The sequence below is a fragment of the Archangium violaceum genome (assembly GCF_016859125.1).
Lineage (GTDB): Bacteria > Myxococcota > Myxococcia > Myxococcales > Myxococcaceae > Archangium > Archangium violaceum_A.
Window position 1 is genome coordinate 6,434,784 of record NZ_CP069338.1, and the last position, 18,663, is coordinate 6,453,446.

The 18,663-nt window shown below is 68.9% G+C and carries 15 protein-coding genes and 1 pseudogene; 7 read left to right on the top strand and 9 right to left on the bottom strand.

Annotated features, from left to right (window positions below; translation table 11 throughout):
- Nucleotides 1-65: 65 nt before the first annotated feature.
- The 4 genes and pseudogenes from JQX13_RS27500 to JQX13_RS27515 form a co-directional block, all read right to left on the bottom strand.
- Nucleotides 66-1,004, bottom strand: a complete 939-nt coding sequence (locus JQX13_RS27500; RefSeq protein WP_239013895.1) for an L-lactate dehydrogenase — start codon at nt 1,002-1,004, stop codon at nt 66-68.
- A gap of 124 nt (nt 1,005-1,128) precedes the next feature.
- A pseudogene (gene thrS, locus JQX13_RS27505) lies at nt 1,129-2,334 on the bottom strand (threonine--tRNA ligase).
- A 280-nt stretch (nt 2,335-2,614) separates the two neighbouring features.
- The gene (locus JQX13_RS27510) at nt 2,615-3,166 is read right to left on the bottom strand and encodes an ankyrin repeat domain-containing protein (RefSeq protein WP_203402452.1); all 552 of its coding nucleotides are present in this window, start codon (nt 3,164-3,166) and stop codon (nt 2,615-2,617) included.
- A gap of 41 nt (nt 3,167-3,207) precedes the next feature.
- A complete protein-coding gene (locus JQX13_RS27515; protein ID WP_203402453.1) occupies nt 3,208-4,680 on the bottom strand; it encodes a catalase in 1,473 nt (490 codons plus the stop codon).
- A gap of 128 nt (nt 4,681-4,808) precedes the next feature.
- Here JQX13_RS27515 and JQX13_RS27520 point away from each other — a divergent pair, with 128 nt between their 5' ends.
- Nucleotides 4,809-5,738: a LysR substrate-binding domain-containing protein gene (locus tag JQX13_RS27520; protein WP_203402454.1), complete on the top strand. Its 930-nt coding sequence runs from the start codon at nt 4,809-4,811 to the stop codon at nt 5,736-5,738.
- 118 nt (nt 5,739-5,856) lie between these two features.
- Complete coding sequence (locus JQX13_RS27525) at nt 5,857-6,705, top strand: sterol desaturase family protein (RefSeq protein ID WP_203402455.1); 849 nt, start codon at nt 5,857-5,859, stop codon at nt 6,703-6,705.
- A 34-nt stretch (nt 6,706-6,739) separates the two neighbouring features.
- Here the strand turns inward: JQX13_RS27525 and gspC are convergent, their stop codons facing one another.
- The 3 genes from gspC to JQX13_RS27540 all read right to left on the bottom strand — a co-directional run bounded on the left by gspC (nt 6,740) and on the right by JQX13_RS27540 (nt 9,463).
- Complete coding sequence (gspC, locus tag JQX13_RS27530; RefSeq protein ID WP_203402456.1) at nt 6,740-7,615, bottom strand: type II secretion system protein GspC; 876 nt, start codon at nt 7,613-7,615, stop codon at nt 6,740-6,742.
- A gap of 191 nt (nt 7,616-7,806) precedes the next feature.
- Nucleotides 7,807-8,688, bottom strand: a complete 882-nt coding sequence (locus JQX13_RS27535; RefSeq protein WP_203402457.1) for a virginiamycin B lyase family protein — start codon at nt 8,686-8,688, stop codon at nt 7,807-7,809.
- A 4-nt stretch (nt 8,689-8,692) separates the two neighbouring features.
- Nucleotides 8,693-9,463, bottom strand: coding sequence for an RNase H family protein (locus JQX13_RS27540; protein WP_203402458.1), 771 nt, complete (start codon nt 9,461-9,463; stop codon nt 8,693-8,695).
- Between the two features lie 89 nt (nt 9,464-9,552).
- Between JQX13_RS27540 and JQX13_RS27545 the strand changes: the two genes are divergently transcribed.
- From JQX13_RS27545 to JQX13_RS27555, 3 genes are all read left to right on the top strand, one after another.
- Nucleotides 9,553-10,401, top strand: a complete 849-nt coding sequence (locus JQX13_RS27545) for an MBL fold metallo-hydrolase (RefSeq protein WP_203402459.1) — start codon at nt 9,553-9,555, stop codon at nt 10,399-10,401.
- Between the two features lie 243 nt (nt 10,402-10,644).
- Nucleotides 10,645-11,634 carry a D-alanine--D-alanine ligase gene (locus tag JQX13_RS27550; RefSeq protein WP_203402460.1) on the top strand — a complete coding sequence of 330 codons (990 nt, stop codon included), beginning with the start codon at nt 10,645-10,647 and terminating at the stop codon, nt 11,632-11,634.
- A gap of 272 nt (nt 11,635-11,906) precedes the next feature.
- Nucleotides 11,907-13,424: a cellulose synthase family protein gene (locus tag JQX13_RS27555; protein WP_203402461.1), complete on the top strand. Its 1,518-nt coding sequence runs from the start codon at nt 11,907-11,909 to the stop codon at nt 13,422-13,424.
- A gap of 70 nt (nt 13,425-13,494) precedes the next feature.
- Here JQX13_RS27555 and JQX13_RS27560 read toward each other — a convergent pair whose 3' ends face one another.
- Nucleotides 13,495-13,911 (bottom strand): hypothetical protein, encoded by a 417-nt coding sequence (locus JQX13_RS27560; protein ID WP_239013896.1) that lies wholly within the window; start codon nt 13,909-13,911, stop codon nt 13,495-13,497.
- Nucleotides 13,912-14,145: 234 nt separating this feature from the next.
- On the opposite strand from JQX13_RS27560, the gene JQX13_RS27565 reads away from it, so the two are divergent.
- Nucleotides 14,146-15,153, top strand: coding sequence for a PEGA domain-containing protein (locus tag JQX13_RS27565; RefSeq protein WP_203402463.1), 1,008 nt, complete (start codon nt 14,146-14,148; stop codon nt 15,151-15,153).
- Nucleotides 15,154-15,227: 74 nt separating this feature from the next.
- Nucleotides 15,228-16,988, top strand: coding sequence for a M1 family aminopeptidase (locus tag JQX13_RS27570; RefSeq protein WP_203402464.1), 1,761 nt, complete (start codon nt 15,228-15,230; stop codon nt 16,986-16,988).
- A 3-nt stretch (nt 16,989-16,991) separates the two neighbouring features.
- Here the strand turns inward: JQX13_RS27570 and ftsY are convergent, their stop codons facing one another.
- Nucleotides 16,992-18,557 carry a signal recognition particle-docking protein FtsY gene (gene ftsY / locus JQX13_RS27575; RefSeq protein WP_203402465.1) on the bottom strand — a complete coding sequence of 522 codons (1,566 nt, stop codon included), beginning with the start codon at nt 18,555-18,557 and terminating at the stop codon, nt 16,992-16,994.
- Nucleotides 18,558-18,663 lie beyond the last annotated feature (106 nt).

Genomic DNA, 18,663 nt, shown 5'->3' on the forward strand with positions numbered 1-18,663 from the left:
GAGGCTCCTGGAAGGAATCGAGCGGAGGGAACACGGCCGTGCACTGTATCTTCCCGCGCCGGGCGTCAGAATCCCAGGGTGCGGATGGTCTGGCGGATCGTATCCGCGCTCCGCTTCAAGCCCTCGCGCTCCGAGTCACTCAGGGGCACTTCCAGCACCGCTTCCACGCCACCGCGGTTGACGATGCTCGGCACGCTCAGACACACGTCGCTGATGCCGAGGTAGCCCTCCACCCGCGAGCTCACGGGCAGCACCCGCTGCTCGTCGTGCAGCACCGCCTCGAGGATCTGCGCCGTGGCCAGGCCGATGGCGTAGTTGGTGGCGCCCTTGCCCTGGATGATGTGGTAGGCGGCGTTGCGCACGTTGTCGAAGATGTGTTTCCGGTCCTCCTCCGCCAGCCGCGCGCGCCCGGGCACCGACCACTGCATCAGCGGCAGGGCGCCCACCGTCGCCGAGCTCCACAGGGGAATCTCCGAGTCGCCGTGCTCGCCCGCGATGAAGGCGTGCACGTTCTGCACCGCCACGTTCAGGTGACGCGCCAGCAGGAAGCGGAAGCGCGAGGAGTCCAGCACCGTCCCGCTGCCGAACACCCGCCGCGTCGGCAGGCCGCTCAGCTTCTGCACCACGTACGTCAGCACGTCCACCGGGTTGGTCACCACGAGCAGCAGTGCGTCGGGCGCCACCTTCAACAGATGGGGGACGAGCTTGCGGCACAGCTCCACGTTCGCTCCCGCGAGCTCCAGCCGCGTCTGCCCCGGCTTCTGCTTGGCTCCCGCGGTGATGACCACCACGTCCGAGCTCGCGCACACGCCGATGTCGTCCGACCCCTCCAGCGTGGCCATGGGCACGAACTGGAGCCCGTGGTTCAGGTCCAGCGCCTCCGCCTCCACCTTGGACCGGTTCACGTCATAGAGGGCGATCTGCTTGGCCACTCCGCGGATCATGGCGGCATAGGCGATGGTGGCGCCCACCGCGCCGGCCCCGATGATGGCAATCTTGTTCACTCGCTCTGGCATATGCGGCGCAGACAAGCACAGCAGGGGTTTCCCGCTCCAGGCTCATGGCGGCCCACAGTCGAACCGAGAACGGGGGAGGGGCGGTGACCTCGTGGGGTCACCGCCCCGTCACTCACGCGGAGGCCGCGGGGCGGCACTCGGCGACGAGCGCCGCCACCGCCTCGTCCCAGGGCAGGTCTCGCTGCTCCCCATCCCGCCGCCGCAGCCGCACGGCGTTCTTCTCCACCTCGCGGTTGCCCACCACCACGAGCCACGGCACGCCGGCCTGGTGCTAGTCGACGATCTTCCGCGAGAGCGACTCGTCCCGCGCATCCACGCTCACCCGGCAGCCCGCTTCACGCAGCTTCGCGGCGAAGCGCTCGGCGTAACCGGCGGCGGCCTCGCCCAGCGGTGCCACCACCACCTGCTCCGGTGCCAGCCACGCGGGCAGCGCGCCCCCGTGGTGCTCCAGCAGGATGCCGATGAAGCGCTCCAGGCTCCCGAGCATCGCCCGGTGGAGCATCAGCGGCCGGCGCTTCTGTCCCGAGGCATCCACGTAGTGGAGGTCGAACCGCTCCGGCAGCACCAGGTCGAGCTGGATCGTCCCGCACTGCCAGCTGCGGCCGAGGCGGTCCTTCAGCACGAACTCCAGCTTGGGCCCGTAGAAGGCGCCCTGGCCGGGCTGCATGAGGCATTTCAACCCCGCCTGTTGCGCGGCCTCGAGCAACAGGGACTCCGCGAGCTCCCACACCTCGTCACTTCCGGCGCGCTGGGCGGGCCGGCTGGAGAAGGCCACCTCCACGTGCTCGAAGCCGAAGTCGGCATAGAAGGCGTGGAGCGAGCGGCAGAAGCGGAAGACCTCCTCGCGCATCTGGTCCTCGGCACAGAAGATGTGCCCGTCATCCTGCGTGAACTGGCGCAGGCGGAACAGGCCGTGGAGCGAGCCGCTCGGCTCGCTGCGGTGCACGAGCCCGAACTCGCCCAGCCGCAGGGGCAGGTCGCGGTAGCTGGGGGCCATGCGCTGGACGAGCTGGATGTGGCCGGGGCAGCTCACCGGCTTCACCGCGAGGTGCCGCCCGCCCTCGTCGGCGAGCTGGAACATGTTCTCGCGGAAGTTCTCCCAGTGGCCGCTGCGCTCCCAGATGGGCTGGGCGAGGATTTGAGGCGTCCTCACCTCGCTGTAGCCCTCGCGTTGCATCTGCTGCCGCACGCGGTTCTCGATGAGCCGGTACAGCTGGTAGCCGCGCGAGTGCCAGAAGACCATGCCGGGGGCCTCCTCCTGCAGGTGGAAGAGATCCAGGCGCTGGCCAAGGGAACGGTGATCGTGTTCGTCGAGCATGTCAGTCTCCGAGTCGGGAAAAGAGGTCTTCCGGTCGGAGCACTGAGCGCTTGCACGGACGCCCCGGCCGGTGAAGGCGGGGCAGGGAACCGTGCGTCCGTCAGCTCACTCCACGCACGAGTCCGCTCCCGCCAGTTCGAGTGGCGGTGGTAGTCGTGGTGGTCGTGGCGGATGCGAAGCTCACGGGATGCAAGGTGCGTGTGAGCGCATTTTTTGTCAAGCCGGGTTGCGACGACTGTCCGGACACCGTGCGGCGCGCGGTGGCCGGTGTCTGGTTTTGTCAGGCCCGCTGCTGCCCGTTCGTCTTTCGCAACTCCGCGAGCCTCTCCGTCGTGCGCCGGGCGCCCATGGCGCGTGCGTAGTCGAGCGCCGTGCGATTCCCGGCATCCGTCCGTTCAGGCGCCGCGCCGCGCGAGAGCAACAGCTCGAGCACCTCCAGCCGGTCGAACATCGCCGCGAACATGAGGGCCGTCTTGCCGTCCGGTGCCACGCCATCGACGCGGGCCCCGTGGTCCAGCAGGAGCCGCGCGATGGTGACGTCTCCCTTGAAGGCGGCCCCGGCCAGCGGCGTCTGTCCCCGGTCGTTGGCCTTCTCCGGGTCGGCCTGGTGCTCGAGCAGGACGCGGGTGGCGTCCGCGTGGCCGTGGTAGCTCGCGAGCATCAACAGCGTGTCCCCCTTCTCGTTGGCGAGGTTGGCGGGCAATCCCGCCTCGACGAGTCGGGCCAGGATGAGTGCGTCCCCGGCCCTCGCGTGCTGGAACGCGCTCCGCGCCACGGCCATCACATCCGCGTCCATCGTCATCGCCTGTGCGTCCTGGGTGTTCGTCTTCATGGAGAGGGTCCTCGAGTCGGAGAAGGGGAGGGAAGGGCGGCTCAGCGGGAGTTGCGCAGCTTGTGGACGGCCGCCGCGACGCGCGCGCCGTACTCCTCGTCGGCGTTGCGGAAGTAGGCGATGCTGCGCGTGATGATGTCCTCGCGGCTCACCTGCGACAGGCTGCCCGCGATGTTCGCCACGAGGCGCTCGCGCTCCGGCTCGCTCATCAGCCGGTACAGGTTGCCGGCCTGCACGAAGTCGTTGTCCTCGGCGTGGCGCACCGGCACGTAGGTGCCCGTGGAGCCGCTGACGGAGATGCCGAGCCCGGAAGGCTCGTTCGACTGCGCGGGGCCGTCGAAGCTGTTCGGCTCGTAGTTCTTGCTCCGTCCGCCGTTGCCGTCGAAGCGCATGGCGCCGTCACGGCCGTAGTTGCGCGCGCCGCCCTTGACCCCCTTGGGCGAGTTCACCGGCAGCTGGGTGTGGTTGATGCCGAGCCGGTAGCGGGCCGCGTCGGCGTAGGCGAAGAGGCGCGCCTGCAGCATGCGGTCCGGCGACGGGCCGATGCCCGGCACGAAGTTGGCGGGGTCGAGCGCCGCCTGCTCCACCTCCGCGAAGAAGTTGTCCGGTGCCCGGTCGAGCACCATCTTGCCCACCTCGATGAGTGGGTAGTCCTTGTGGGGCCACACCTTGGTGAGATCGAACGGGTTGAAGCGGTAGGTGGCCGCGTCGGCCTCGGGCATCACCTGCACCTCGAGCGTCCACGAGGGGTACTCGCCGCGCGCGATGGCCGCGTACAGGTCGCGCTGGTGGTGCTGTGGATCCCTTCCGCCAATGGCCGCGGCCTCTTCGCTGGTGAGCGTCTTGATGCCCTGGTCGGTCTTGAAGTGGAACTTCACCCAGAAGCGCTCGCCCTGCGCGTTCACCCACTGGAAGGTGTGCGAGCCGAAGCCATCCATGTGCCGCAGCGTCGCGGGGATGCCACGGTCACCGAAGAGCCAGGTGAACTGGTGCGTGGCCTCGGGCGAGTGCGAGAAGAAGTCCCACTGGTTGTCGGGCTCCTGGCAGTTGGTGAACGGGTCGTACTTCTGCGAGTGGATGAAGTCCGGGAACTTGATGCCATCGCGCAGGAAGAAGACGGGCGTGTTGTTGCCCACCACGTCCCAGTTGCCGTCCTCGGTGTAGAAGCGGACCGCGAAGCCGCGGGGATCTCTCGCGGTGTCGGGCGCGCCCTTGGAGCCGGCCACGGTGGAGAAGCGCACGAAGACCTCGGTGCGCTTGCCCCTGGCGTTGAAGAGCCTCATGCGCGTGAAGCGGGACACGTCGGGGCTCGTCACCTCGAAGTAGCCGTAGGCGCCCGAGCCCACCGCGTGCACCACGCGCTCCGGAATGCGCTCGCGGTTGAAGCGGGCGAGCTTCTCGAGCAGATGGTGGTCCTGCAACAGCACCGGGCCCGTGGCGCCGGCGGTCTGGGAGTGCTGGTTGTCGGCGACGGGGGCGCCGCCCTCGGTGGTCAATTGGGGACGATTGGACACGCGGTTCTCTCCTGCCAGTGGCGTCAGTGCGTTCGTGACGTCGTGGAAGGTAGAGAGTGGGCGCTGAGTTTCCCAAGACATCGTTCCGATGGAATTGATAGGCTGCGGCTATCAGTTCTTCCCAAGCCATGCCCTCCCTGAACGACATCTCCCTGCGGCAGTTGGAGTACCTGGTCGCCGTCGCCGACACGCTCGGTTTCCGCCGGGCGGCCGAGCGATGTCACGTCTCCCAGCCCGCCTTGAGCGCCCAGATTCAGCAGCTCGAGGAGGTGCTCGGCGTGAAGGTGTTCGAGCGGGACAAGCGCCGGGTGATGCTGACCGAGGCCGGAGAGGAGCTGGTGTCGCGTGCGCGCCGGGTGCTCACCGAGGCCGGTGACATCCTGTCCGCGGCGTCCCGCTTGTCCGATCCCTTCGCGGGAAATCTGCAGCTCGGTGTCATCCCCACCATCGCGCCCTATGTGCTGCCCGAGGTGGTCCCGGCGCTCGTGAAGCAGTACCCCCGGTTGAAGCTCCGGCTGCGCGAGGACAAGACGGAGCTTCTCGTGCGCGGCCTGGAGGAGGGACGGTTGGACGCGGCCCTGCTGGCGCTCGTGCCCGAGCTCGGAGACGTGGAGCACGCCGTCATCGCGGAGGATCCCTTCGTCGTCGCGGCGCCCCCCGGGCATCCGCTGGCGAAGAAGAAGCAGGTGCAGCTCGCGGACCTGGACGAGGAGAACGTGCTCCTGCTGGAGGATGGCCACTGCTTCCGGGGTCAGGCGCTCGCCCTGTGCACTCGCATCGGGGCTCGCGAGGTGGACTTCCGCGCGACCAGCCTCACCACCCTGGCGCAGATGGTGATGTCGGGCGAGGGGGCCATCACGCTGCTGCCCGCGCTCTCCGTGCCCATCGAAAACAGGCTGGGCCAACTCGTGGTGCGTCCCTTCGCGGGCCTGTCGCCGAGCCGTACCCTCGCCCTGGTGTGGCGCCCGGGCTTCCCGCGCGCCGATGCGCTTCGGGAACTCGCCGGCACGCTCCGCTCCGTGTGGCCCGGCCTCAAGGCCAAGGCGAAGCCCTCCTGAAGGCGGACACGTGGTACGGGCACTCCGTACGTGCCGTGAGGACACCTGCCGGGATTCATGGGCGCCGGGGATGTGGGGTTTCCTCCTCTCGCCGACTGCTCTAGAGAGGTCGCTCCATATGCACCTCGCCCTCGAAGCCTTCATCGAGCGCTATCAGTTCCTGCTGATGCTCGCCGTGCTCGTCCCTCTGCTCGTGCTCGAGACGTACCGGCCACTCGCCACGGGGCGGCGCGGACGCCTCGTCCACGGGCTGCGCCACGTGGGTCTCTTCGCCCTGGGCACGGTGGTCTTCGGCTTCATCGTCGCCTTCACGAGCACCCTGGCCGTGAGTGCCGCGGAGCGCCACTTCGGCCTGCTCAACCTGGTGTCCCTGCCCGGCTTCGCCCAGGTCTTCCTGGGCCTGCTCGCGATTGACCTCGTGCACTATGGCCGGCACCTGCTCATGCATAAGGTGTCGCTCCTGTGGCGCCTGCATCGCGTCCACCACAGTGACCCGGACGTCGATACGACGACCCTCTTCCGGGTTCATCCGCTCGAGAACCTCTCCGTCTTCATCTGCCAGCTCCTCGCGGTCGCGCTGTTCGGAGTTCCCCTGCTGTCGCTCCTGCTCCACTCCGTTCTCAACACGGCCTCGGCGATGTTGCAGCACGCGAACATCCGGCTGCCCGCGTGGGCCGATCGGTGGATGTCGCTGGTGCTGACGAGCCCGGGCATGCACCACGTCCACCACTCCCGCTACGTCGAGGAGACCGACACCAACTATGGCGCCATCTTCGCGTGGTGGGATCGGCTGTTCGGTACCTACCGTATGCCTCCCGAGGACCGGGACATCGAGCTCGGTCTCCCGGAGTTCGATGAGCCCCGGTACCAGTCCTTCCGCGGCCTGATGGTGACTCCGTTCATCACGCCCGAGGCGCCGCGGACCGCTCCTCGGACCTCAACGCCCGGCGTGTTCCCCATGCGTTGATGCACGAGGGGCAGGTCAGGCGGGCCGCTCAGGTCTACCGCACCGAGTACGTCAGTTGGAGTGGCTGCCCGTTGCGCTCCACTTCCAGCTCGATGCGTGAGGCCTCGCGCAGCGCCTGGTAGGCCTCGAGCGCGCGGTCCGGGCTCTGGAGTGAGTGCCCGTTGATGCGCTTCAGGACGTCCCCATTCTGGAGGCCGAGCTGGTTGTAGATGGAGCTGGGTTTGATGGCGAACATCTTGAAGCCCTGGGGCTCTCCGTCCCGGAAAGCGGGGACGAGGCGCGCTTGCATCATGACCTCGTTGGGATTGGCGAGCGTTGCATCCAGGTCCTTGCGCGAGACCTCGTAGTTCCGTGGGCTGATCTGCCGCACGTCGAGGGAGGAGGCGCGTGGTTCGCGGGGCTCCTGGAGCTGGGGGGCCGCGTCCGTCGCCGTTGGCTCGACGTATTCCATCTGTCCTGCGTTCATCAGCAGCACCCGCGCGCGCTCGATAGCGACCACCTGTGCGCCCTGGATGTCGCCGCCCATCCACACGGAACGCGTGCGGCGCGTAGGGCCTTCGTACACAGAGGCGAAAGTCGTGGAGGGGGTGGCTCCGAGCATCGTGCCCAACAGCTTCAGGCCCAGTGTGTTCGGCACAGCCCCATCCCCATGCTCGGAGGGAAGGGTGACACGGACCTCCTCGCGCAGCTTGTCCGGCAGTCCGAGGTAGCGAGCGAGCGGCGCCAGGGCGAGAGGAGTGGCCATCTCCTGGGTCGAGCGCGCTTTCTTGGGGGTCTCTTCCGGGAAGGAGGGGAGGGGTTGGAGCCATGCGTCCACCACCGAGTTCACGGCGTGGGCTGCCACCAGACACGTGCACGCGGCACAGAGCAGGGTGAGCGCATGGAACGTAGGACGGATGAGGGTGGACATCGGTGACCTCCAGGGGTTGCGCGTGGATGCCCGCCCTCAGAGCAAGGTCGGGACCAACGGCCTCGCCAGGAGGCACTCCAGAGGGAAGAGGGGTGCTCTTCCCCGTGTGTCACACGCCTCGAACGCGACAAGCTGTCAGCGGTGTCTCGCGGGAGGTGACAGCTCGTCCCGAGGGGAGCTCGAGCCCGGTCTCACCGCGGGGCGAGACGCCCGATCTTGCCCGCTTCCTCCGCGAACCAGAGCGCGCCGTCCGGGCCTGATGCGATGCCGTGTGGCTCCGCACGGTCGGTGGGGATTTCGTATTCGGTGACGGCTCCCTCCGTCGTCATCCGGCCGATGTGGTTGCTGCCCCACTGCGTGAACCACAGGGCACCGTCGGGTCCGGTGACGATGGCGTGCGGCCGTGCGCCCGGCCTCGGGAGCGGGAACTCCGTGACGTGCCCCTGCGTCGTCACCCGGCCGATCCGGTCCACGAGGATCTCGACGAACCAGAGCGCACCGTCCGGCCCGGCCGTGATGCCCACGGGTCCCGCGCCAGGCGTGGGCAGTGCATACCCGGTCACCTGTCCGGACGTGGTCGCCCGGCCGATCCGGTTCCCCTTGTTCTCCGTGAACCAGAGCGCGCCATCGGCTCCCGTCGTGATGAAGGACGGGAATGTGTCGGGGGAGGGAAGAGGGAACTCGGTGACCGTCCCGTCCAGGGTGATGCGGCCCAGTTGATTCGCCGTCATCTCGGTGAACCAGAGCGCTCCATCGGGTCCCACGGTGAGGCCGAATGGCCCCGCGTTCTCGGTGGGTAGCGCGTACTCGGTCACCGCCCCAGAAGTCGTGATGCGCCCGATGCGGTTCGCCTTGTTCTCGGTGAACCAGAGCGCGCCGTCTGGCCCGGCCACGATGATGGACGGCCCCGCATCGGGCGTCGGGAGCGGGAAGGAGCTCACCCCGCCGTCGACGCTGATGCGGCCAATCCGGCCCGCGTGAATCTCGGTGAACCAGAGCGCGCCATCCGGACCCCCCACGATGCTGTACGGACCCGAGGCCTGGTTGGGGAGTGGATGCTCGGTGATGGCCATGCGTTCAATCCTCCGTCTGGACGTCCTGGGCCTTGAAGCCCCACTCCTCCAATACCTTCGCCTCGTCCTGCGCACTACGTGTCTTCTTGAAGCGGGCTCCCGGCACTCCCTTCACCCTGCGCTCGCACGCGGCCCAGGTCGCGTGACGCTTCACGGTGCGGCCCACCTCGCTCAGGTAGGAGTACGCCTTGGCGGAGCCCTCGCGCTGCCGGGGTTTCTCCTCGGGCAGGGAGGTGTCCTCGGGCACCTCGAGCACGTCCACCCCGTACCCCTGTAGCGGGCCCACGTAGAGCTTCGTGCTCCGGCCCTTGGAGAAGGCGACGGCGATCTCGTCCACCCGCTCGTTGCCCGGCACTCCCGCGTGTCCGCGCACGTACCGCCACTCCACCACGGCGGCCTCGGGCGGGAAGCCCTGCTTGCGCTGGGCCACCAGCGCCATCAGCCGCTTCCAATAGAGGGCGTTGGCCACCTCGCCCCCCTCGGCCGTCTTCCACCCGCGCCGGCTCCACCCGAACGCCCAGCGGGTGATGCCCTGAATCACGTAGGTGGAGTCCGTGTGGATGTGCACCGGCCCCGGTGTCCGCTCCAGGTGGCGCAGCGCCTTGCCCACCGCGGTCAGCTCCATCCGGTTGTTGGTGGTCTCCGGCTCGTGGCCTCCCAGCTCCGTCACCAGGCCATCGGGCGTGACGATGAGGGTGCCCCAGCCTCCCGGACCGGGATTGCCGGAGCATGCACCGTCAGCGAAGACCAGGGTGGGGCGGTTCTCCTTCTCCATGTCTCTACCCTATGCGGCCAGGTATCCACCCGCCAGGGCGACGAACGTCGGCTGACAGGTCGGGCTCCACCTGGCTTAGCCTCTCCGGAATGCTCACCGAGGTCAGCGCGGGGCCCTATACGGTTCGAGGTATTTCGGTCGGTGGCGTGTACACGTCGCTGCAGGTTCCGGAGCTCGGTGTGGTGCTCGATGTCGGCGTGCCCATCCGCTCCTTCGCCGGCACGGATCGCATCTTCCTGAGCCACGGTCATTCCGACCACGCGAGCGCGCTCGGCTCGTTGCTCGGGATCCGGAACCTCATCGGCAAGAGGTTTCCCCAGGTGTTCCTCCCCGCGGAGATCGAAGCGCCCGTTCGCGAGGCCCTCGCCGTCCAGGGCCGGCTGCACCAGACCGACACGGACGTCGAGACCGTTCCCATGCGTCCGGGGGACACGTTGCACCTCGGGCATGGATTGTGGGTTCGCGCCTTCCGCACCCACCACACGGTGCCCTCGCTCTGCTACCAGTTCTTCCGCCGCGTCTCGAAGCTGAAGCCCGAGCACCAGGGGCTTCCCCCCGAGGAGATTGCCCGCAGGCGCAAGGCTGGCGAGCCCCTCTTCGACGAGGTCGACCGGCTCGAGCTGGCCTATGCCACGGACACGCTCTCGCGCGTGCTGGAGACCGCGCCCTCGCTGCTCGAGAGCCGGGTGCTGATTCTCGAGTGCACCTTCATCGATGGGAAGCGCACGGTGCAGGATGCCCAGGAGCGCTCGCACATCCACCTCGATGAAATCCTCGCTCGGGCCGAGCTCTTCCAGAACGAGGCCCTGGTGTTGATGCACTTCAGCCAGGCCTACGGCCCCGATGAGGTTCATTCCACGATTCTGGCTCGGGCTCCCGAGCGGCTTCGCGACAGGTTGCGCATCTTCGCTCCCCCCTCGGGCCGCTGGTTCGGGTGAACGGGTGGGGAACCCGGGGTCCCCATACCCTCACCCCGTCCCTCTCCCAGAGGGAGAGGGGCTGTGGCTCCTCTGCCTCGCCGTGGTTCTCGGGACACGCTCGCTCCGTGTGTGTTCGCGCGCTCCGCGTCTCGAAGTGCCCGGAATGTGGCTCCCTGGAGCGAGCGGGCGTGCTCGATTCTCCTCCACCCGCCGTTGGCATCCCTCGTGCTCTAGCCCCCTGACAAGGAGGAATCCAAAGTCATGGGCAAGCGCGTGGGTGTTCTGATGGGCGGTTGGGGCGAGGAGCGGGAGATTTCGTTGAAGACCGGTGAGGCCGTCGTGGCGGCCCTGGAGTCCCGTGGCCACACCGTGAGCCGCGTCTTCGCCGGCCCGGGTCTGGACCGCGCCCTGCGCTCGGCCGAGTTCGACGTGGCCTTCATCGCTCTCCATGGCCGCATGGGCGAGGATGGCAAGGTGCAGGGGCTGCTCGAGCTGATGGGGTTGCCCTATACGGGCTCGGGCGTGCTGGCCTCCGCGCTCGCCATGAACAAGCCCATGGCCAAGAAGCTCTTCCGGTTGCACAACCTGCCTTCGCCCCAGGGCTACCGCGTGGGTCGCGCCGATGTCCCGCGCGCCCTGGAGCTCCACGGCGACCTGGGTTTCCCCTGCGTGGTGAAGCCCGCGTGTGGTGGCTCCTCGGTCGGCCTCTCGGTGGTGCGCGAGCCCGAGTCGCTCATGTCCGCCGTGGCCCTGGCCTGCCGCTTCGGTGGCGAGGCGCTCGTCGAGCGCATGGCGCGCGGCCGTGAGGTGACGGTGGGCATCCTCGGTGACGAGGTGCTCGGCACCTGCGAGATCTCCACCCCGCGCGAGGGCTTCGACTACGACGCCAAATACAAGAGTGGCTCGCGCTACTTCCTCCCCGCGCGTCTGTCCCCCACGCGCCTGGGCAACGTGGAGTCCCTGGCGCTCGCCGCCTACCGGGCCCTGGGCTGCCGCGGCTATGGCCGGGTGGATCTCATCTGCTCGGAGGATGAGAATGACGTCATCCTCGAGGTGAACACCCTGCCGGGCATGACTCCCGTCAGCCTGCTGCCCAGAATCGCCGCCCAGAAGGGGCTCGATTTCCCCGAGCTGGTGGAGCGCATCCTGGCGCTCGCCACGCGTGACGAGGCGGATGTGGCCGAGGCGCCCCTGGCCGTCGTGGCGCCCGCGGCCGTTCCCGCCGTGGTGGCCCAGCGCGTCGCGAGCTGAGGCCCTGAAGGCCCCGGAGGTCGCGGGTTTGCGCGGCCTCCAGTGTCTCCTCCCCTGGTGATGGTCCCGACAAGCATTTGACAGCCACCTGACGCGTCCCTATTGTCCGCGCTCGTTACTCCCTGGATACGACAATCCCTTGTCTTTCCGGGCACATACGAGGCGGGGGGCTCCGCTCGACCGGGTGCGGCGGTCCGCGTGGGTCGGTCTTTCATCTCCGCCGAGCAGGGTAAGGACCGCGGCGACTTCACCCGCGGTAGGGGCCAGGTCAGATGACCACCGTCGAGATCATCTTCTTGGGCGTGTACTTCAGCGTCCTCTGCGTGCTGGCGGTCTACGGATCGCACCGCTACCGGATGGCGTACCTGTACTACCGCCACAAGTTCAAGCTGCCCACGCCCAAGGGCGTGTTGCCGGCGTTGCCTCGGGTCACCATCCAGCTCCCCGTCTTCAACGAGATGTACGTGGTCGAGCGCCTGGTGGAGTCGGTGTGCCGCATCGACTACCCGCGCGAGCTGCTGGAGATCCAGGTGCTGGACGACTCCACGGACGAGACGTGCGGCATTGCCCGCGCGTGCGTGGAGCGCTACCGGCAGCAGGGCCATGACATCGTCTACATCCACCGCGAGAACCGCCAGGGTTACAAGGCGGGCGCGCTGGAGAATGGCCTGAAGACGGCCAAGGGCGAGTACGTGGCGGTGTTCGACGCGGACTTCGTGCCCACGCCGGACTTCCTGCTGCGCACGGTGCCCTTCTTCGCCGATCCCAATGTGGGCATGGTGCAGGTGCGTTGGGGCCACCTCAACCGCGAGTTCTCCATCCTCACCCAGGCCCAGAGCATCTTCCTCGACGGCCACTTCATCATCGAGCACACCGCGCGCAACCGCTCGGGCTGCTTCTTCAACTTCAACGGCACGGCCGGCATCTGGCGCCGGGTCACCATCTCCGACGCGGGCGGCTGGCAGCACGACACGCTCACCGAGGACCTGGACCTGAGCTACCGCGCGCAGGTGAAGGGCTGGCAGTTCATCTTCCTGCCCGAGGTCATCTCGCCCGCCGAGGTGCCCGTGGAGATGAACGCCTTCAAGAGCCAGCAGCACCGCTGGGCCAAGGGCTCCATCCAGACGGCGCGCAAGCTGCTGCCGATGATCCTCAAGAGCGACCTGCCCTTCGCGGTCAAGCGCGAGGCGTTCTTCCACCTCACCAACAACATGGCCTACCTGTTGATGGTGGTGCTCAGCGCGCTCATGCCGCTGTCCATGGTGGTGCGCTTCCAGCACGGCCTCTACGGCACGCTCTTCCTGGATCTGCCCTTCTTCCTGAGCGCCACCGCCAGCGTCTGCGCCTTCTACGTGGCCGCCCAGCGCGAGCAGGGCGCCAAGGGGTGGGCCCGCTTCAAGTACCTGCCCTTCCTGATGAGCCTGGGCATCGGTCTGGCCATCAACAACGCCCGGGCCGTGCTCGAGGCGCTGCTGGGTCAGCAGTCCGGCTTCACGCGCACCCCGAAGACGGGTGCCGAGGGCAAGAAGGTCGCCACCGTGAAGAAGAGCTACCGGGGTGACAAGACCCTGATGCCCGTCATCGAGCTCTCCTTCGCGCTCTACTTCACCGGCGCGCTGTGGTTCGCGATCGACAAGCACATCTACAGCTCGGTGCCCTTCATCCTGCTGTTCCAGCTGGGCTTCCTGTACGTCGGCGTGTCCAGCCTGTTGCAGGGCCGCCTGAAGTTCAGTGAGTCCGCTCCCGCGCCCGTGAAGGTCGCCGAGGAGCAGACCCGCCGCGCGGCGTAGTCCGCCGTGTGGGCTCCTGGGGCGAGGGGAGGACCTTCGCCCCAGCCCTCCCTCTCCCAGGAAGAGGCGCTCAGCGCCCCGTGGGTGTTCCGGCGTCTCCACCCGTGGGCGGGACTCCCGCATCCGGGACTCCCGCATCCGGGGCTCCCCGGAGCAGCCGCTGCTCCTTCCACGTCGGCTTCGCGCCGTTCGTCGCCGGGTGGCAGTCCTCGTCGATGGCCGCCGAGGTCACCGCGCGCAGCGTCAGGCCCTCGTCGTCACAGACGAGCGCCTGCGTCGGGAAGCGCACCGGGCACTCCGTTCCCGCGGGGGTGAACGTCGTGGAGCGGGTCTCGCCCACGAAGCCGTCCGGCGTCCGGTTCAGCACGATGTGCACCGTCGTCCCCCCATCCGTCCGCACCTCCGCACCCTCCCGGGTACGCGCCAGCGTCAGTGTCAACGTGCCGCCGTCATCCTCGCCGAGGTAGCGGAACGCGGGGTTCTCCATATGGTGGTACTCTCCCGCCTGGTTCTTCTCGCACCCTGGAGGCACCCGGATGGGGCGGGGCGCCGACGGCGGGGAAGGGGTCCGGGCCGGACAGGCCGTGAGGGCGGCGGCGAGGCCACCTGCTACAATCCAGGGAATCCGTCGTGACATGGGGCAGTGATATTCCCCCAACCCGCCCCCGGGGTGGGCTCTTGTTTGACCCCTCTGTCGTGACTCTCTAACCTTTGCCCCGACATGCTCCTGCGCCGCGCTTTCCTGATCGCCCTGCTCCTCTGCTTCGCCGCGCCTTCCGCTTTCGCACAGGGGATGGACGATCTGCTCGCCCCCTTGACGCCCCCTTCCTCGGACAAGGCGAAGGGGAAGGGAAAGAGCAAGGCCACCAGGAGCAAATCGTCGAAGGCCTCGAAGAGGGCGAAGGCGGGTCGGGGCTCGAAGGGCTCGAAGTCCGGCAAGGGCTCCAAGCAGGGCCCCGCGTCGGCGCCGGAGGAGGCGGAGACCGCCGAGGCGCCATCCTCCGACGCCGATCTCCTCGCGCCCCTCGTCAAGAAGACCGAACTGCTCGTGAAGCTCAATGGCGTCGGGCGGGGCGCGCGGTTGTTCATCGATGACAAGGACGTGGGTCTGGTGCCCAGGGGCCCCATCGAGGTGACCCCCGGCGAGCACACCCTCGTCGTGCGCAGGCCCGGTTATCGCGAGTTCTCCCGGCGCGTCACCGTCCCGGAGGGCGAGTCCACCGAGGTGAGCGTGCTGCTCGAGGCCACCGCTGGCTTCGTCTCCGTGAAGGCGGATGTGGAGGGCGCCCGCGTGCTCATCAACGGCGAGGACAAGGGCGTGGCCCCACTCGACAGCGTGATGCTCCCGGCGGGCTCCTATGAGATCGTCGTCCAGCGCGAGGGCTTCCGCCCCGAGTCGCAGCGTATCGCCGTGCGCGCAGGCAAGGAGTACACCGTCGGCGTCAACCTGCGTCCGGAGGCGCTCGCCCAGACCGACCAGCCGCGGGCGCCGATCCTCACCCCGAGCAGCACCGAGACGCCCTCTCCGCTCACCCAGGAGGTTCCGGCCGTCTCCACCAGCACTCCGCTCACCAAGCGCTGGTACTTCTGGGCCGGTGTGGGCGCGGTGGTCACCGCCGCCGCCGTGGGCACGGTGATCGCCTCGCAGCCGCTCGACCCGGACAAGGTCTGTGGTGGTACCTGCGACGGGGTCATCAACAAGCCCACGGGTGGGTTGTTCCAGTTCTGAACCGGGGTGTAGACCCTCACCCCGGTCCTCTCCCTGAGGGAGAGGGAGGGCATGGGAGGGTGTAACATCCCCTCATGCTCGCCCACCTGCGTCGCTGGCCGTTGTTGGCACTGCTGCTCGTGCCTGGGGTTGCTCCCGCTGGGAACTTCGTCCCGCCCGAGGTGCAGTTCTCCCTCCAGCACCTCAAGTCCGAGGAGCGGGCCCGGGCCGCGCAGGCGCTCGGCCCCCTCGAGGACCTGCCTCGCTACCAGGTGCGGCTCGAGGTGGATCCGAAGGCGCGCAAGGTGACGGGCCACCTGCGGGTGGAGCTCTCCGTGCGCAACCGCCCCCTGGAGGCCGTCCACCTGCGCGTCACGCCCAATGCCTTCGATCCGCGGGTGGCGCTCTCGGAAGTGAAGGTGAATGGGCAGCCGGTGAAGCCGGAGCGCCCCGAGGACAGCCTCTACCGGTTGCCGCTGGCCAGCCCCGTTGCCCCGGGTGACTCGGCGGTGGTGGAGCTCGACCTGGAGGCTCGCGTGCCTCGCGCGCAGCCCGGCTCGACCTCGTTGCTGGGCTCGTTGGGCGCCTCGGGTGGGGGAGGGGACTACGGGGCCTTCGCCGCCATGGACGACTTCATGAGCCTGGTGGGCGTGGTGCCCCTCGTCCCCCCGCTCGACACGAGCGGCAACCCCTGGGCCGGTCCCTCGGGAGTGGGGGACCTGGCGCTGTACGAGCCCTCCAACGTGCTCGCCAACATCATCGTCCCGTCGGGCTGGAAGGTGTTCGCCACGGGCGTCCCCATGGGCGAGCTGCCCCAGAAGGACGGCCGCATCCGCTACAGCTTCGCCGCGGGCGCGGTGCGGGACTTCCCCGTGTTCGCCTCGCGCGGCTACCAGAGCGCCACCGCGACGGTGAATGGCGTCACCGTGGAGAGCCACTTCGCCGCCCGTGACGCCGCGGTGGGCAAGCGCGTGCTCAAGTACGCCAGCGACGCGCTCACCGAGTTCGAGCGGCGTCTGGGCCCCCTGCCGTTCAAGTACTTCCGCGTGGTGGAGGCTCCGCTGTCGGGGGGCGCCGGTGGCATGGAGTTCCCCGGCCTCGTCACCGTGGGCACGGCCCTGTATCGCGGGGCGGCGAACCCCGGCGGCGCGCTCGAGGGGCTGAAGGGGATGGAGCAGATGCAGCAGCTCCTCCAGGCCATGGGTGGGGACGCGGCGCCGCTCGCGCAGCTCGGCAAGACGTTGGAGCGCACGCTCGAGTTCACCGTGGCCCACGAGGTGGCGCACCAGTACTTCGCGGCGCTGGTGGGCTCGGATCCCATCAACGCACCCGTGGTGGACGAGTCGCTGGCCCAGTACGCGGCGCTGCTCTACATGGAGTGGAAGCACGGGCGCGCGGCGGCGGAGCAGACGCGGCAGGAGTCGCTCGTCTCGGCCTACCACCTCTTCCGGCTCTCGGGCGGCAAGGACGCCCCGGCGGACAGGCCCACCTCCGACTTCGAGGACTCCATGCAGTACGGCGCGCTGGTGTACGGCAAGGCGCCGCTGCTGCACCACGCCTCGCGCAAGCTCATGGGGGACGAGGCCTTCTTCAAGGGCCTGCGCTCCTACGTGGACACCTACCGCTTCAAGTGGACGTGCGGCGACTGCCTCACCCGGGAGCTGGCCAAGGCGAGCCCCTCGAACGCCAAGGAGCTCGAGCGCCTGCGCGTGCGCTGGTGGAAGGAGGCCCACGGAGACGAGGACCTCGGCCAGGCGAACATGGGGGCCCTGCTGACCGGTGGAGCCGAGCTCGATCCGGAGACGCAGAAGCTCATCGAGGAGCTCCTGCCGGGCCTGCTCCAGCAGCAGGAGTAGGGGCTAGTCGAACAGCGCCTGGACGAACTCGCGCGGCTCGAAGCGGCGCAGGTCGGCGACCTTCTCGCCGACGCCCACCCACACCACGGGCAGCTTCAGCTCGTCGCAGATGCCGATGATGACGCCGCCCTTGGCGGTGCCGTCCAGCTTCGTCAGCGCGATGGCGGTGACGCCCACCGCCTCGTGGAACTGCTTGGCCTGCTGGATGGCGTTCTGTCCGTTGGTGGAGTCCAGCACCAGCAGCACCTCGTGGGGAGCCCCGGGAAGCGCCTTGTCGATGACGCGCTTCACCTTCTTCAGCTCGTCCATCAGGTTCACCTTGGTGTGCAGTCGGCCCGCCGTGTCCGCGATGACCACGTCGGCGCCCATCTCCTTCGCCTTCTTGATGGCCTCGAAGATGACCGAGCTGGGATCCGCGCCCTCGGCCCCCTTCACCAGCTCCGCCTTCGCCCGGTCCGCCCACACGTCGAGCTGCTCGGTGGCGGCGGCGCGGAACGTGTCGCCCGCGGCCAGCATCACCTTCTTGCCCTGGCCGGTCAGCTTCGCCGCCAGCTTGCCGATGGTGGTCGTCTTGCCCGCGCCGTTGACGCCCACCACCATCACCACGTGCGGTGGGCCTCCGCCCTCCAACGTGCGCGGCACCGGCAGGTCCACGATGCGCGTCACCTCCTCGCGGATGAGCCCCTTGATGCGGTCCGCGTCGCTCAGTTCGTTGCGCTTGAGCTTCTCGCGCGCCACCTCCACCAGGTTGGACGCCGTGCGCACGCCAATGTCCGCGGTGAAGAGGATCTCCTCCATCTCCGCCAGCACGGACTCGTCCACCTTGCGGTTGGAGCCGAAGAGGCCGTTGAGCCGCGCCATGAAGCCCTGGCTGCGCGTCTTGTCCAGGCCCTGCGCCAGCGTCCGGCCCGCCTCGGCCTCGATCTTCGCGCGAGCCGCCGCCTCCTCCGCGCGCCGGGCCTCCTCGGCCGCAGCCGCCTCGCGGGCCTTCTGCTCCGCCAGCAGCCGCTCGGCCTCCTCGCGCTCGCGCTTGCGCCGCTCCCTCGCCTCGTCCTCCGCGGCCTTCTTCGCGCGATACTCGGCGCGCTTCTCCTCCTCCTCACGCTCCTTGAGGGCCCGGGCCTCGGCCTCCAGGCGGGCGCGCTCGGCGGCGTCCGTGGTGATCTTCGCGGCGCGGGTGGCCTCCTCACGCTGGCGGGCGAGCGCCTCGGCGCGGGCGTGGATCTCCTCCGCCTCGCGGCGCCTGGCGAGCTCCGCCTCGGTGGGCGGCAGCTCCGGCCGCTCCGCCGGCAGCTCGGGCTTCTCCTTCGTGGGCGGTACCGTGGGCGCCCGGCCGGGCTCCTCGGGGCGGCGCTTGAAGAAGAGCTTGCGTGCCGCCGCCACCATCAGCGCCACGAGCAGCACCGTGACGCCAACGCCCACCACGGTCTCCACGGGGCTTCCCTCGGGCGGCGGCGGCGTTCCCGTCTCCGGCACTCCAGGTTGAGCCTGGGGCGGCTCCTGGGGCGGGGTGGGCTGCGGCGACGGCGCCTGCGCGAGGAGGAAGGGAAGGGCGGTGGGCGTCTTCATGGCGCGCACCGCATACCTCAAGATGCATCCCGAGTCCCATCCCTCTTCGACCCGGGCCCGGACGCGCGCCGGTCCCGGCATGGCATTGAACGCTTCAGGAAGAGAG